Consider the following 14,008-nt stretch of genomic DNA (forward strand, 5'->3'; position numbering starts at 1 on the left):
CTGAGGTTGACTGATTCAGACACCCGCACGGCTGGATAGTTCGCCGCGCGTCGGGTCAGGCCGTCAGGGACTGGCGGGCGCGATCGATCACTTGCTGCAGGTGTGCACCGCTGTACTGGCCCGGATACAGGCGCTGGCTGTGTTGGGCAATGCCCGCATGATTGACGATGGTGAAGCTGAAGCTGCCTTTGCGGGCGGCCATGATGCGGCAATCAAGTGGCGCAAATGCGCTGGCGAGGGTGCGAATGGCATCCTGAATTTGGTGTTGAGTATTCATTTATTGGGTGTTCCTAAAACTACGTGCGCATCATTGCGCTGAATAAAGCTCCAGGCTGTCGACCAGGTGTGTCGATGCATGTGTCAGATCGGAGCGGGACTGCGCGCAAAAGTTCCGGTTGGGAATCTTGTTGCGGGTCGGTACTTCGGAGGCGGGCTGAGTCGGCGCTTGCGCGGGACGGCCAGATCAGTCAGCAGGTTGGGTCATGGTCGAGAGCTGTACGGCATCGCTTGATGGGGCGGATGCGCTCTTTACCTGGATACCATCGAGGGGGCCTGAAAGGCCTGATTGACTTACAGCGTGGTACTAACGTCGCGGATACTAGGCGCTTGTGCGTTTTTTAGCCAGCTAAATTTTCAGCGGGCCGTGCGTCTGTCCATATAGAGGTGGCAGGTCGGATGCAATTTGCCCCATGCTCCGTTAGGATTAGCCCACTTTGGCTTTCCTCTCGTGACGGGTTTCGATGAGTTATCAGGTTCTTGCACGCAAATGGCGTCCGCGCTCGTTTAGCGAAATGGTTGGCCAGACCCATGTGCTCAGGGCGCTGATCAATGCGCTCGACAGTCAGCGGCTGCACCATGCCTACCTGTTTACCGGTACCCGCGGGGTGGGCAAGACCACCATCGCGCGGATTATCGCCAAGTGCCTGAACTGTGAGACCGGCATCAGCTCCACGCCCTGCGGTGTGTGCTCGGTGTGCCGGGAGATCGATGAGGGGCGCTTCGTCGATCTGATCGAAGTCGACGCCGCCAGCCGCACCAAGGTGGAAGACACCCGCGAACTGCTGGATAACGTGCAGTATTCGCCCAGCCGCGGGCGCTTCAAGGTCTACCTGATCGACGAAGTGCACATGCTCTCCACCAGCTCGTTCAATGCGCTGCTGAAAACCCTGGAAGAGCCACCGCCCCACGTCAAATTCCTGCTGGCCACCACCGACCCGCAGAAACTGCCGGTGACCGTGCTGTCGCGCTGCCTGCAGTTTTCCTTGAAGAATATGCCGCCGGAGCGGGTGGTCGATCACCTCAGTCATGTCTTGGCGGCGGAAAATATTCCGTTTGAAAATGATGCGCTCTGGCTGCTGGGTCGTGCCGCCGACGGATCCATGCGCGATGCCATGAGCCTGACCGACCAGGCGATTGCCTTTGGTGAGGGCAAGGTGCTGGCCGCCGACGTGCGCGCCATGCTCGGCACCCTCGACCACGGTCAGGTCTATGGGGTGCTGCATGCCCTGATCGAAGGCGATGCCCGCGGTTTGATCGAGGCCGTACGCCATCTGGCCGAGCAGGGCCCGGACTGGAATGGCGTGCTGTCGGAAATGCTCAATGTGCTGCATCGCGTGGCCATTGCCCAGGCCTTGCCCGAGGCGGTGGATAATGGCCAGGGCGATCGCGAGCGGGTGCTCGAACTGGCCAAGGTTCTGCCGGGCGAGGATGTGCAGTTCTATTACCAGATGGGCTTGATCGGTCGACGCGACCTGCCTCTGGCACCGGACCCGCGCAGTGGCTTTGAAATGGTGCTACTGCGCATGCTGGCGTTCCGCCCCGCGGGAAGCGACGATGTACCCAGGGTGGCGCTAAAGCCGCTGGGGATTAGTCAGGCCACTGCTGATCCCGCGCCGAATCCAGTGGCCGGCGCAGCTGTGGCTGCGCCGGCTGTTGTGGCTGAGGTAGCGGTTGTTGCAGCGGTCGCGCCAGTCGCGACGGCCTCGCCGTTGCCCGTGCCGGCAGTCGCCGAGCCGCCTGCGAGTCCCCGGATAGAGCCCGTGCCGCCGCTGGCCACGACACCTGTGCCTGCGCCGGTCCTGCAGCCTGAGCCGGTTCAGACTGTACCTGCGGTGGCGCTGCCCTGGGAAGAACAGGTCGCAAGTCCCGCCCCCGTTGCCGAAGCAGCGCCGAATCCGACCATTATTCCCGAGCCGCCAGCCGCCCAGCCGCAGCCCGCGCCAGCAGCGTTGCCTGCAGTCGAAATTGCGTCGCCAGTCGAAGCGGATGTGGATGACGATGAGCCGCCACCCGGTGACTACGACTATGTAGAGATGGACGCCGAGTCGATCGATTATGATTTCGATGCGGCCGAGATCGAGCAGTCGGCCGAGCCGCAAGTGCTGCCGGCTGCGCAGCCAGCCACGGGCCTGGCTGCCGATTGGCTGGAATTGTTTCCCAAGCTGGGGTTGTCGGGGATGACCGGCAGCATCGGGGCCAACTGCACCCTGATCGCGGTCGACGGCGATAACTGGCTGCTGCATCTGGATCCGGGCCATAGCGCCTTGTTCAACCCGACCCAGCAGCGCAGACTCAACGATGCCCTCAACCAGCACCTTGGGCGCGAGCTCAGCCTGCAGATCGAACTGCGCAAGCCCGAGCAGGAAACCCCGGCACAGGCCGCTGCCCGTCAGCGTGCCAATCGCCAGCGCGATGCCGAAGCCTCGATCCATAACGATCCGCTGGTGCAGCAAATGATTCAGCAATTCGCCGCGGTAATCCGCGCGGACAGCATCGAACCCCTGGATACCCCAGTCAAACCCCTGACTGCCTGATAATTACCGAGGACAACTACCATGATGAAAGGTGGCATGGCCGGCCTGATGAAGCAGGCCCAGCAGATGCAGGAAAAAATGCAGAAAATGCAGGAAGAGCTGGCAAACGCCGAAGTAACCGGTCAGTCCGGTGCCGGCCTGGTCAGCGTGGTGATGACCGGTCGTCATGACGTCAAGCGCGTCAGCCTGGACGACAGCCTGATGCAGGAAGACAAGGAAATCCTCGAGGACCTGATCGCCGCGGCAGTCAACGATGCGGTGCGCAAGGTTGAGGAAAACAGCCAGGACAAGATGTCCGGCATGACTGCGGGGATGCAGCTCCCCCCTGGCTTCAAAATGCCTTTTTGAGTAAGTGACGCCCAGTCGGCACACATTGCTGCGTTGCGAACGGCCCCGAGCATCCTCATTTACAGATGTAAATTCCGGTGCCCGTGGCCGTTCGCGCCTTGTACTGCATACCGTCTAGTCGCCCCCGAGCGATAGCAGTCGGGGCGATAAGCAAGCAATGAGCAGGGTGGATAGCCGCGCAGCGTTATCCACCATTGGCTGAAACATTTCGTGGACATGACCCACTGTCGTTTCCAACCGCCCAGAACCCATGTGATTCCTTGCCATGAGCTTTAGCCCGCTGATCCGTCAACTGATCGATTCTCTGCGCATTCTTCCCGGTGTGGGGCAGAAGACCGCCCAGCGTATGGCCTTGCAGATGCTCGAGCGTGACCGTTCGGGTGCCGTGCGGCTGGCCCAGGCGCTGACGCAGGCTATGGAGGGGGTGGGGCACTGCAAGCAGTGTCGCAGCTTGAGTGAGGATGAGGTGTGTCAGTTGTGTCTCGATCCACGCCGCGACGACAGCCTGCTTTGCGTGGTGGAAGGGCCGATGGACGTCTATGCGGTGGAGCACACCGGTTTTCGTGGGCGCTACTTCGTGCTCAAGGGCCATCTGTCGCCACTCGATGGCTTGGGGCCGGAAGCCATAGGCATTCCCGAGTTGCTGGCGCGCATCACCGCCGGCAGTTTCACCGAGGTGATACTGGCCACCAATCCCACGGTGGAAGGCGAGGCCACCGCCCATTACATCGCCCAGTTGCTGGCGGGCAAGGGCCTGATCGCTTCGCGTATCGCCCACGGCATGCCCCTGGGCGGTGAGCTGGAGCTGGTCGATGGCGGCACCCTGGCGCACTCGATTGCCGGGCGTCGACCGATTCAGCTGTAGCGCCGTTCCATCCCGGCATAAAGGCCGGATGTTCTCGAGTGTTGGGTTCTGCCCATAACGGCAGGTAGGTGCGTCAAGACACTTGGCCATAGGGCTGCGGTTGCGGATGACGACGGGAGAGGGGTTGCCTGTTTGCCCTGCAATGCAGCGCTGGCGATACCTAGTTTTACCGGGGAGATCGGGTGACCGCTACGGGCGTTGCACCCTGCGGGTCTAGTTGTGGGCCATCGTGTGCTGGCTTTGCAGTTGGCAGAAAAAAACAAGCCCCGCGTCTGCAGGGCTTATCTCGATCAGGTCAGAGGCTTAGGCCACCTGAACCTCTTCAGCTTGCATACCTTTCTGACCACGAGCGGCCACGTAGGTAACGGTTTGGCCTTCTTTCAGGCTTTTGAAACCGTCGCTCTGGATTGCTTTGAAGTGCACGAACAGATCATCGCCGCCGTTAGCCGGGGTAATGAAGCCGAAGCCCTTCTCATCGTTGAACCATTTGACGGTGCCAGTTTCGCGATTAGCCATGATGTTTCTCTTAAATCGATACGAATTGCGGTGCCAGAATATTCATAGCACCTATGCGGTTTTGCTGAGTACTGCTGGTCAGCTTGTGCATTCTAGGCCGTTTTTGCGTTGCGTGCTGGTATTGACGTTAATTCATTTAGTTTTTGTTGTGGCTCAGGCGCTATTTCGCAGTCTGGCCAGGTCCCTGAGCGGCGGTGCACCGAATAAACGGCTGTATTCGCGACTGAATTGCGAAGGGCTTTCATAGCCGACCCGGTAACTGGCCGAGGCCGCCTCCAGGCCTTCGCAGAGCATCAGACGGCGGGCTTCCTGCAAACGCAGCTGCTTCTGATACTGCAGCGGGCTGAGGGCGGTGACCATCTTGAAGCGGTGATGCAGGGTCGATGGGCTGAGGTTGACTTCGCGGGCCAGGTGTTCGATGCGCAGTGGCTGGTCATAGTGGCTGTTGAGCCAGTCGATCGCGCGGGCGATGCGCTGGCCCTGGCTGTCGGCAATGGCGATCTCGTGCAGATAGCGGCCCTGGGGGCTGTGCAGCAGGCGATAGAGGATCTCGCGCAGCACCAGGGGGGCGAGCATGGCGATATCCCGCGGGCTTTCCAGTAGGCGGGTCAGGCGGATCACGGCGTCGAGCAGGGCGTCGTCGATCTTGTCCAGGTACAGGCCGCGACCATCGCCCGCCGCGCTGGCCAAGCCGAGCGGCCCGGCATCGGCGATCAGGCTGCTGAGCTGCGTCGGATCGATATCCAGGCGCAGGCTCAGGTAAGGCAGCGCGGGGGAGGCCGCTATCACCTGGCCCGATACCGGCAGTGTCACCGAGGCGACCAGATAACTCAGCGGGTCGTAGCGATAGGGTTGATCGGCCAGACGTACTTCCTTGCTGCCTTGGGCGATGATGCACAGGCAGGGCCTGTAGAGCACCGGCATGGGCAGGGTGGGCTGGTCGGTACGAATCAGGTGCAGGCCGTCTATGGCAGTGGCGTGCAGGCCTTCGGCCGGAGTCAGGCGCTGAATCAGCGCCGCCAACTCGACCTGGCGCTGCTCAAGGTCATTGCCGGGGGCGCGTGGCGAGGCGGCGGGTGCGGGCATCGGGGCATCTCCTCAGGTATCGCCGAAGCTTAGCCTGGTCTTTCAGGCAAGTATTGCCCCCGGGAAGGGCAATGCAGGATCAGGCAAGTATTCGCCACAAATAGGCAAAGGGGCGGGCTGTGGCCGAACTGGTCTGAATGGCGAGTAACTGTTGCGAATAGGTGCTTCCAGGCATAAAGCAGTATCAGGCAAGAATTCTCCAGTAATCGTCTAACCCTCTGTTGGCCATTTCTCTAGCCTTTGTTGCTGTAGTCCGACTCAACAGCTTCTGGAGAATGCCCCCATGCTGAATATTCAAGACAAAGTCATTCTTATCACCGGTGCCAGCAGCGGCATAGGCGAGGCCTGTGCCCGCGTGCTGGCGCAGAAGGGTGCGCGCTTGCTGCTCGGTGCCCGGCGTAGCGACAGACTCGAGGTCCTGGTCGGCGAGATCCGTGAGGCCGGTGGTACGGCCGAGTTCCGCCGGCTGGATGTGACCAGCCGTGCGGACACTCAGGCCTTTGTCGATTCCGCCATCGAGCGCTTCGGTCGCGTCGATGTGTTGATCAACAACGCCGGTGTGATGCCGCTTTCGCCCCTCGAGGCGCTGAAGGTGGACGAGTGGGACCGAATGATCGACGTGAATATCCGCGGCGTTCTGCATGGCATCGCCGCCGTGCTGCCACTGATGCAGGCTCAGCGCAGTGGCCAGTTGGTCAATATCGCTTCGATCGGGGCTTACCGCGTGGTGCCGACCGGTGCGGTGTATTGCGCCACCAAGTATGCGGTGCGGGCCATTTCAGAAGGCCTGCGCCAGGAGGTCGGGGGTGATATTCGGGTGACCCTGGTGTCGCCGGGAGTGGTCGAGTCGGAACTGGCCGAGAGCATTTCCGATGGGCCGACCCGCGAACTGATGCAGGCGTTTCGCCAGGTCGCGATTACCCCGGATGCCATCGCCCGTGCCGTTGCCTATGCGGTCGAGCAGCCGGCGGTCGTCGACGTCAGCGAGTTGATCGTGCGGCCGACCGCCAGTGCTCATTGAGTCCAGCGGGCAAAGCTGCGCAAACCGCAGCAACGGGCTTGCGGCGATACGCCATGGGCTCTCTAACGTGGGGAAGGAGGACCTTATGCCGATTAGCCATACGACACGTGTCCGCGCCCAGGCTGGTCGCGCGGCCGAGTTGGGCCGCTGTCTGCAGCGCCTCGCCAGCCTGGCCGACACGGCTGACGATTGCCTGGGTCTGGAGGTTCGTCGCGCGGCGCAGGATGAACAGCTCTGGCTGCTGCGCGGCGACTGGTATTCGGTGCGGGCGATGCAGCGCTTCTTTGCCGCGCCTCTGGCGCAGCAGGTTTTTACCGACGCCCTGGGAGCCGGGCTGATCTCCAGTCTCAATTGCGGCTGCGCCGAACCGGCCGCATCGGTCTGAGGCCAGTGGCACAACGACCAAGCCCCGCCGCTGGTTGACCAGTAGCGGGGCTTCGTCGTGGCGGCCGGGGCAGGTTAATCGAGCAGGGTCAGAGTGACATCGATATTGCCGCGGGTGGCGTTGGAGTAGGGGCAGGCGATGTGCGCGCGTTCGATCAGTGTCTGCGCCTGCTCACGATCCATGTCCGGCAGGCTGATGCGCAACTCGACTTCGATGCCGAAGCCGTTGGGGATCGCCCCGATACCGACCACGCCTTCGATGGAAGCATCGGCCGGCATCGCCAGCTTGTCGCGGCCGGCGACGAATTTCATCGCCCCGATAAAGCAGGCCGAGTAACCGGCGGCGAACAGTTGCTCCGGGTTGCTACCCTGGCCGCCGGCACCGCCGAGTTCTTTCGGGGTGCTCAGGGCGACATCGAGTACGCCGTCGGAAGAGATGGCGCGGCCGTCACGGCCGCCGGTGGCTTCTGCGTAGGCGCGGTATGCAACGTTTTCGATCGACATGGCTATTGCTCTCTATAGAAGGTGGAGGTCTGGCTGGGAGTTGCCGGTAATTCGACCAGGCTGTGTCGCCTGGTTTCTATGTTGCGATAATTTTTTGCGTACAAGATAAGTTGTCGAGGCGAACTATAGTGCACAAATATTTAGTGCGCAATATATGTGGTGGAATCATTAGCGATAAGCGTCGTGTGTTCTGGAATAAGCCCGCTCGGCGGTCTGCCGCGGTTCCAGGCAAGGCGAGCAGGTGCAGCTTGAGCGCCGCCGGAGGTCAATCGATCCGCTGCCCCAAGACCCGCAGCCAGCCTGTCAGCAAGCGATGCCCATCCCGTGCGGTCGCTTATGCCCTGACATCTGGCGCTATCCATGGCTTGTAAACCAAGCAAGCGCTTGGTAATTTTCCTGAAACCTCAGCGGGAATCCCCTATGTCTGCTTGTCAGGAATACTTCGACGCCTCCCACCAACTGGTCCGCGAGTCGGTACGACGCTTTGTCGAGCGTGAGATCCTGCCGCATATCGACGACTGGGAGGAGGCCGAGGAATTTCCCCGTGAGCTGTACCTCAAGGCCGGTGCGGCGGGCATCCTCGGCATAGGTTATCCGGAGCGGTTCGGCGGCAGCCATGAAGGGGATGTATTTGCCAAGGTGGCTGCCAGCGAGGAGTTGATGCGCAGCGGCTCCGGCGGTCTGGTGGCGGGCCTGGGTTCCCTGGATATCGGCCTGCCGCCTATCGTCAAATGGGCTAAGCCACAGGTGCGCGACCGGGTGGTGCCCCAGGTGCTGACGGGCGAGAAGATCATGGCCCTGGCGGTGACCGAGCCTTCCGGCGGCTCCGATGTGGCCAACCTCAAGACCCGCGCGGTGCGCGACGGCGACTTCTATCGCGTCAGCGGCAGCAAGACCTTTATCACCAGTGGCGTGCGCGCCGACTACTACACGGTGGCGGTGCGCACCGGTGGCGACGGTTTCGGCGGTGTCAGCCTGCTGCTGATCGAGAAGGGTACGCCGGGCTTCAGCGTCGGGCGCAAGTTGAAGAAGATGGGCTGGTGGGCTTCGGACACCGCCGAGCTGTTCTTCGATGACTGCCGGGTGCCGGTGGAGAACCTGATCGGTGCGGAGAATATGGGCTTTGCCTGCATCATGGCCAACTTCCAGAGCGAGCGCCTGAGCCTGGCGATCATGGCCAATATGACCGCGCAACTGGCGCTGGAAGAGTCATTGGCCTGGGCCGGGGAGCGCCAGGCATTCGGCAAGCCCATCGGCAAGTTCCAGGTGCTCAAACATCGCCTGGCCGAGATGGCCACCCAGTTGGAGGCGTCCCGCGAGTTCACCTACCGCCAGGCGGCGAAGATGGCCGCCGGCAAGAGCGTGATCAAGGAAATCTCCATGGCCAAGAACTTCGCCACCGATATCGCCGACCGCCTGACCTACGATGCGGTGCAGATCATGGGCGGCATGGGCTATATGCGCGAGTCCCTGGTGGAGCGTCTGTACCGCGACAACCGCATCCTCTCCATTGGCGGCGGCTCGCGGGAGATCATGAACGAGATCATCAGCAAGCAGATGGGGCTGTAGAGCGGCCGAGGCGGGATCCCCCGCATAGGGCACGCTGTGCGCATCGGCTTGCCTTTGTGAAATTTAGCGTGTAACTTTTCATGAAATTATAAATAAATAATTTCATGAGGCGTTCATGTTCAAGCAGTCCGACCAGCACCCGGCTACCTACTACGCCCACAGTTGCCGTGACCAGCTGCGTGAATACGCGCCACTGGCCGGCGCGCAGCGCTATGACGTAGCGGTGGTTGGTGCTGGTTTCAGCGGTCTGCATACGGCGCTGCGCCTGGCCGAGGCCGGCAAGCGCGTGGTGCTGCTGGAAGCCAGTCGGGTGGCCTGGGCCGCGTCCGGGCGCAATGGCGGCCAGGCGATTCTCGGCTGGTCCTGCGATATGCCGCCGCTGGAGCGCACCCTCGGTCTGGAGCGCGCGCGCCGTCTGTGGGAGGGCATGCGCTGGGCCGCCGATGAGATTCGCGCGCTGCCGCAGCGCCACGGCTTCGACTGCGACTACCGCGCCGGGCACCTGTGGACCTCGGTGATGCCGCGGCGGGTGGCCATGCTGCATGAGTGGCAGGAACACGCCGCGCACAAGTGGGGCCATGACCAGCTGCAGTTTATCCCCCGCGAACAGCTCGGCGGCTGGGTGGCCAGCGAGCGCTATCAGGCCGGCCTGTTCGACCCTTTGGGCGGTCATCTCAACCCGCTGAAACTGGCCCTGGGCCTGGCTGCCGCCTTCGAGCGCGCCGGTGGAGTGATCCACGAGCAGAGCCGGGTGCTGAGTTATCACCGCGGCAGCGACGGCTACCAGCTGAGCACTGCCTCCGGCAGCGTGCAGGCCGAGGTGCTGGTGCTGGCCTGCAACGCCTATATCGACAAGCTCGACCCACAACTGGCCGGACGCATCCTGCCGGTGGGCAACTACCAGGTGGCCACCGCGCCCCTGGACCCGGCCCTGGCCGAGTCCCTGCTGCCGCGCAACAGCTGCGTTACCGACAACCAGTTCGTGCTGGATTACTTCCGCCGCACCCCGGATAACCGCCTGCTGTTCGGCGGCGGCTGCACCTACCTGGGCGGCCTGCCCAGGGATATCGCCGCGGCCACCCGGCCCTTTATCGAACGGGTGTTTCCGCAGCTGGCCGGGGTGCCCATCGAGTTTTCCTGGGGTGGCCACCTGGATATCAGCATGCACCGCACCCCGGATATCGGTGGTGCGGATAACCGTTACTGGCTGCAGGGCTATTCCGGCCACGGCGTATTGCCGACCCTCGCGGGTGCCCGGGCGGTGGCGGACGCCATTCTCGGTAACGGCGACGAACTGGCCCTCTATCAGGGCCTGCGCAACCCGCGCTTCCCCGGTGGCGAACGGCTGGCCGCGCCACTGGAGGCCGTGGGCAAGGCTTGGTATCGCCTACGTGACTTCATTTAGCAGGCTGCCGAAAACTACCTGCGTTGCCATCGCTGCGTTAAAAACAGGCTCAAAATGCTCATTTGCAACAGCAAACTCCGCTTTCTCGCCTCTTTTTGCCTTGCGCTGGCTGCCTCGCCAACGTTTTCAACAGCCTGCTAATGCTTAATTTTCCAACCGACTCGGGAGCCGTCATGGACAAGCAAGAAGAAATGGCCGCGCTGGCCATCCTTATCCACGACCTGCGCAAGCACAAGAAGGTGACCCTGAACGAGCTGGCTGAGCGCATTGGCCGTTCGGTAGGCTTCGTCTCCCAGGTCGAGCGCGGCCTGTCGCGGCCCACCGTGGCCGATCTGACCGCCATCAGTGAGGCGCTGGATGTGCCCACCACCTATTTCTACAGCCTGGCCAAGCCGCGGGCGCTGCGCTGGGTTACCCGCCCTGGCGAGCGGCGCACCCTGTATTTCGCCAATGGCATCACCGACATCCTCACCTCACCGAATATGCACGGGGCCTTCAACATGCTCGAAAGCCTGCTGGAGCCCGGTGCCAGCAGCGGCGAGCGGCAGATGAGCGACCGCTCGGAGCAGGGCGGCTATGTGCTCGAAGGCGAACTGACCCTGTGGCTCGGCGAAGAAGAGGAGTGCGCCATCCTGCAGGCCGGCGATGCCTTTCAGGTTTCCAGTTACGCCCGTTTCCGCTATGCCAACCAGAGCGACGCGCCCGCGCGGGTGCTCTGGGTCTACAACTGATTTGCCCTATCCCCTTACCAAGGACTTAGAACAATGACAGCCCTCAGTACCGACCTGCTCAATGAGGTCCGTGCCTTCCGCCAACACCATCCCGAGGTGCGTTTCGTCGACCTGATCTGCCTGGATATTCCCGGGCATTTCTATGGCAAGCGCTACCCCATCGAGATGCTGGAGAAGGTCGCCGCCGGTAGCGCCCTCAAGCTGCCGCAGAACTGCGTGCTGCTCGGTGCCCAGGGTGGCCTCTATGAGATCGGTGACTACTGCTTTCACGACGGCGACCCGGATGCGCCGCGGCGGCTGATCCCCGGCACGCTCAAGTACGTCAATTGGGAGAAGCAGCCCCTGGGGCAGATGCTGATCAGCTCCGACGGTACCGAGGCTCCCATCGAGTTCGAGCCGCGCGAGGTGCTGGCGCGGGTGGTCGAGCGCCTGGCGGGCAAGGGCATCCGCCCGGTGGTGGCCTTCGAACTGGAGTTCTACCTGTTCGACAAGGCGCTCAAGGACGGCCTGCCGAAGTTCCCCCGCGACGACCTGAGCGGCGATGCCGACGACCAGCCGAATATGCACATCGAGCGCCTGTCGCGCTTTAGCGAGGTGCTCGACGACATGACCGAGACCGCCTGCGAGCAGGGTGTCGAGGCCACGGTGATCACCGCAGAGTTAGGCCCTGGGCAGTTCGAGATCAACTTCGCCCACTGTGAAGACCCGCTGCAGGCCGCCGACTGGTCGGCGCTGTTCTGTCGCAGCACCCGCGGGGTGGCGCTCAAGCATGGACATCGCGCCAGCTTTATGGCCAAACCCTATCTGCAGTACCCGGGCAGCGGTATGCATATCCATGTCAGCCTGTACGACGCGGCCGGCAACAACCTGCTGGCGCAAGACCAGCAGCAGCTGCGCCATGCCGTGGCCGGTTGTCTGGAGCTGCTGCCGCAGCTGATGCCGATCTACGCGCCCAATCACAACAGCTATCGGCGCTTCGGGGCCATGGTCAACTCGGCGAGCAAGGCCAGCTGGGGCTATGAGGACCGCGACGCCTGCGTGCGTATCCCTGAGTCCGATGAGCGCAACCTGCGCCTGGAATTCCGCCTGCCCGGTGCCGACGCCAACCCCTACCTGGTGCTGGCCGCGCTGCTGTGCAGCATCGAACAGGGCCTGGAGGCGCGCCGTGAACCCATCGCGCCGCTGAATGACGACCGCGCAAGTGGCATCGACTTCCCCACGGACATGCTCGAAGCCGTGCGCCAGATGCGTGCCAGCCCGGCGGTGAATGCCGGCCTGGGCGAGGAGTTCGTCATGGTCTATTGCGAGAACAAACGCCAGGATCATCTGGCTTTTCTGCACGATATCAACCCGCGTGAATACCGCTGGTACTTGTAAGGAGGTGTTATGAACAACCCAAAAACCGCCCAATGGCAGGCCATGAGCCGCGACCATCACCTGGCACCGTTCAGCGATTTCAAGCAACTGGCCGAGCAGGGCCCGCGCATCATCACCAAGGGTGAGGGCGTGTACCTGTGGGACAGCGAAGGCCACAAGATCCTCGACGGCATGGCCGGTCTGTGGTGCATGGCCGTGGGCTATGGCCGCGAGGAGCTGGTGCAGGCCGCCAGCAACCAGATGCGCGAGCTGGCCTTCTACAACACCTTCTTTATGACCGCCCACCCACCGGTGCTGGAGTTGGCCAAGGCCATCTCGGATTTGGCCCCGGCCGGCATGAACCATGTGTTCTTTACCGGTTCCGGTTCGGAAGGCAACGACACCATGCTGCGCCTGGTACGTCATTACTGGGCATGCAAGGGCCAACCGAACAAGAAGGTGATCATCGGCAGGATCAACGGCTATCACGGCTCCACCGTGGCCGGCGCGAGCCTGGGCGGGATGAAGTTTATGCACGAGCAGGGCGATCTGCCGATCCCGGGCATCGTGCATATTCCGCAGCCCTACTGGTTTGGCGAAGGCGGCGAGATGAGCCCGGAAGCATTCGGCATCTGGGCCGCCGATCAGCTGGAAGCGAAGATTCTCGAAGTGGGCGAGGAGAACGTCGCCGCCTTTATCGCCGAGCCGATCCAGGGCGCGGGCGGGGTGATCATTCCGCCGGCCAGCTACTGGCCGCGGATCAAGGAAATCCTCGCCAAGTACGACATTCTGTTTGTCGCCGACGAGGTGATCTGCGGTTTCGGCCGTACCGGTGAGTGGTTCGGCAGCGACTACTACGACCTCGCGCCCGATATGATGACCATCGCCAAGGGCCTGACCAGTGGCTATGTGCCCATGGGCGGGTTGATCGTCAGCGACAAGGTGTTCGCGGTGATCAACGAAGGTGGCGACTTCAACCACGGCTTCACCTACTCCGGGCATCCGGTGGCGGCGGCGGTGGGCCTGGAGAACCTGCGCATCCTCAAGGAGGAGGGCATAGTCGAGGCGGTCAAGAACGACACCGGTCCCTATCTGCAGCAACGCCTGGGCGAGTTGGCCGCGCATCCGCTGGTGGGTGAAGTACGCGGCGTCGGTTTGCTCGGTGCGATCGAACTGGTGCAGGACAAGGCCAGCCGCAAGCGCTATCCAAGCGAGGCGGGCGTGGGCATGATCTGCCGCAGCCACTGCTTCAGCAACGGCCTGATCATGCGCGCCGTGGGCGACACCATGATCATTGCGCCGCCCCTGGTGATCAGCAAGGCCGAGATCGACGAGCTGGTGGAAAAGGCGCGGCAATGCCTGGACCTGACTCTGGAGCAGCTGCAAAGTCGCAAATAATGGCGCTTTAGC

The 14,008-nt window shown here is 62.5% G+C and carries 14 protein-coding genes; 10 read left to right on the forward strand and 4 right to left on the reverse strand.

The window, feature by feature from the left end; translation table 11 throughout:
- Positions 1–55 precede the first annotated feature (55 nt).
- The gene (locus AACY13_RS07690; RefSeq protein ID WP_339460506.1) at positions 56–277 is read right to left on the reverse strand and encodes a hypothetical protein; all 222 of its coding nucleotides are present in this window, start codon (positions 275–277) and stop codon (positions 56–58) included.
- A 463-nt stretch (positions 278–740) separates the two neighbouring features.
- Between AACY13_RS07690 and dnaX the strand changes: the two genes are divergently transcribed.
- From dnaX to recR, 3 genes are all read left to right on the forward strand, one after another.
- Positions 741–2,813 carry a DNA polymerase III subunit gamma/tau gene (dnaX, locus tag AACY13_RS07695; protein ID WP_339460507.1) on the forward strand — a complete coding sequence of 691 codons (2,073 nt, stop codon included), beginning with the start codon at positions 741–743 and terminating at the stop codon, positions 2,811–2,813.
- Between the two features lie 21 nt (positions 2,814–2,834).
- Complete coding sequence (locus AACY13_RS07700) at positions 2,835–3,161, forward strand: YbaB/EbfC family nucleoid-associated protein (protein WP_339460508.1); 327 nt, start codon at positions 2,835–2,837, stop codon at positions 3,159–3,161.
- A 265-nt stretch (positions 3,162–3,426) separates the two neighbouring features.
- On the forward strand, positions 3,427–4,026 hold the full coding sequence (gene recR / locus AACY13_RS07705) for a recombination mediator RecR (protein WP_339460510.1): 600 nt from the start codon (positions 3,427–3,429) through the stop codon (positions 4,024–4,026).
- Between the two features lie 303 nt (positions 4,027–4,329).
- Here the strand turns inward: recR and AACY13_RS07710 are convergent, their stop codons facing one another.
- Together AACY13_RS07710 and AACY13_RS07715 are read right to left on the reverse strand one after the other, a co-directional pair.
- Entirely contained in the window at positions 4,330–4,542 is a 213-nt protein-coding gene (locus AACY13_RS07710) for a cold-shock protein (protein WP_262183764.1), read from the reverse strand.
- Between the two features lie 153 nt (positions 4,543–4,695).
- Positions 4,696–5,628, reverse strand: a complete 933-nt coding sequence (locus AACY13_RS07715; protein WP_339460513.1) for an AraC family transcriptional regulator — start codon at positions 5,626–5,628, stop codon at positions 4,696–4,698.
- Positions 5,629–5,911: 283 nt separating this feature from the next.
- Here AACY13_RS07715 and AACY13_RS07720 point away from each other — a divergent pair, with 283 nt between their 5' ends.
- Both AACY13_RS07720 and AACY13_RS07725 read left to right on the forward strand, forming a co-directional pair.
- Positions 5,912–6,649 (forward strand): SDR family oxidoreductase, encoded by a 738-nt coding sequence (locus AACY13_RS07720; protein ID WP_339460514.1) that lies wholly within the window; start codon positions 5,912–5,914, stop codon positions 6,647–6,649.
- 85 nt (positions 6,650–6,734) lie between these two features.
- A complete protein-coding gene (locus AACY13_RS07725; protein WP_339460515.1) occupies positions 6,735–7,034 on the forward strand; it encodes an antibiotic biosynthesis monooxygenase in 300 nt (99 codons plus the stop codon).
- 74 nt (positions 7,035–7,108) lie between these two features.
- On the opposite strand, the gene AACY13_RS07730 is transcribed toward AACY13_RS07725, so the two are convergent.
- Positions 7,109–7,537, reverse strand: a complete 429-nt coding sequence (locus tag AACY13_RS07730; RefSeq protein ID WP_339460516.1) for an organic hydroperoxide resistance protein — start codon at positions 7,535–7,537, stop codon at positions 7,109–7,111.
- A gap of 420 nt (positions 7,538–7,957) precedes the next feature.
- Here AACY13_RS07730 and AACY13_RS07735 point away from each other — a divergent pair, with 420 nt between their 5' ends.
- The 5 genes from AACY13_RS07735 to AACY13_RS07755 all read left to right on the forward strand — a co-directional run bounded on the left by AACY13_RS07735 (position 7,958) and on the right by AACY13_RS07755 (position 13,996).
- Positions 7,958–9,106, forward strand: a complete 1,149-nt coding sequence (locus AACY13_RS07735) for an acyl-CoA dehydrogenase family protein (protein WP_339460517.1) — start codon at positions 7,958–7,960, stop codon at positions 9,104–9,106.
- A gap of 115 nt (positions 9,107–9,221) precedes the next feature.
- Complete coding sequence (locus AACY13_RS07740; RefSeq protein WP_339460518.1) at positions 9,222–10,511, forward strand: NAD(P)/FAD-dependent oxidoreductase; 1,290 nt, start codon at positions 9,222–9,224, stop codon at positions 10,509–10,511.
- Positions 10,512–10,684: 173 nt separating this feature from the next.
- A complete protein-coding gene (locus tag AACY13_RS07745) occupies positions 10,685–11,242 on the forward strand; it encodes a helix-turn-helix domain-containing protein (RefSeq protein ID WP_339460519.1) in 558 nt (185 codons plus the stop codon).
- A gap of 33 nt (positions 11,243–11,275) precedes the next feature.
- Entirely contained in the window at positions 11,276–12,619 is a 1,344-nt protein-coding gene (locus AACY13_RS07750) for a glutamine synthetase family protein (RefSeq protein ID WP_339460520.1), read from the forward strand.
- A gap of 9 nt (positions 12,620–12,628) precedes the next feature.
- Positions 12,629–13,996: an aspartate aminotransferase family protein gene (locus AACY13_RS07755; protein WP_339460521.1), complete on the forward strand. Its 1,368-nt coding sequence runs from the start codon at positions 12,629–12,631 to the stop codon at positions 13,994–13,996.
- The last annotated feature ends 12 nt before the right edge of the window (positions 13,997–14,008 follow it).

This window comes from Pseudomonas sp. EA_105y_Pfl2_R69 (assembly GCF_963970915.1).
GTDB lineage: Bacteria > Pseudomonadota > Gammaproteobacteria > Pseudomonadales > Pseudomonadaceae > Aquipseudomonas.

Bases quoted from the DNA above. Each gene is read 5' to 3' on its own strand.
- AACY13_RS07755 (WP_339460521.1), top strand. From the start codon at position 12,629: ATGAACAACCCAAAAACCGCCCAATGGCAGGCCATGAGCCGCGACCAT.
- AACY13_RS07735 (WP_339460517.1), top strand. From the start codon at position 7,958: ATGTCTGCTTGTCAGGAATACTTCGACGCCTCCCACCAACTGGTCCGC.
- AACY13_RS07690 (WP_339460506.1), bottom strand. From the start codon at position 277: ATGAATACTCAACACCAAATTCAGGATGCCATTCGCACCCTCGCCAGC.
- AACY13_RS07720 (WP_339460514.1), top strand. From the start codon at position 5,912: ATGCTGAATATTCAAGACAAAGTCATTCTTATCACCGGTGCCAGCAGC.
- AACY13_RS07715 (WP_339460513.1), bottom strand. From the start codon at position 5,628: ATGCCCGCACCCGCCGCCTCGCCACGCGCCCCCGGCAATGACCTTGAG.
- AACY13_RS07725 (WP_339460515.1), top strand. From the start codon at position 6,735: ATGCCGATTAGCCATACGACACGTGTCCGCGCCCAGGCTGGTCGCGCG.
- AACY13_RS07745 (WP_339460519.1), top strand. From the start codon at position 10,685: ATGGACAAGCAAGAAGAAATGGCCGCGCTGGCCATCCTTATCCACGAC.
- AACY13_RS07730 (WP_339460516.1), bottom strand. From the start codon at position 7,537: ATGTCGATCGAAAACGTTGCATACCGCGCCTACGCAGAAGCCACCGGC.
- dnaX (WP_339460507.1), top strand. From the start codon at position 741: ATGAGTTATCAGGTTCTTGCACGCAAATGGCGTCCGCGCTCGTTTAGC.
- AACY13_RS07740 (WP_339460518.1), top strand. From the start codon at position 9,222: ATGTTCAAGCAGTCCGACCAGCACCCGGCTACCTACTACGCCCACAGT.
- AACY13_RS07750 (WP_339460520.1), top strand. From the start codon at position 11,276: ATGACAGCCCTCAGTACCGACCTGCTCAATGAGGTCCGTGCCTTCCGC.
- AACY13_RS07710 (WP_262183764.1), bottom strand. From the start codon at position 4,542: ATGGCTAATCGCGAAACTGGCACCGTCAAATGGTTCAACGATGAGAAG.
- AACY13_RS07700 (WP_339460508.1), top strand. From the start codon at position 2,835: ATGATGAAAGGTGGCATGGCCGGCCTGATGAAGCAGGCCCAGCAGATG.
- recR (WP_339460510.1), top strand. From the start codon at position 3,427: ATGAGCTTTAGCCCGCTGATCCGTCAACTGATCGATTCTCTGCGCATT.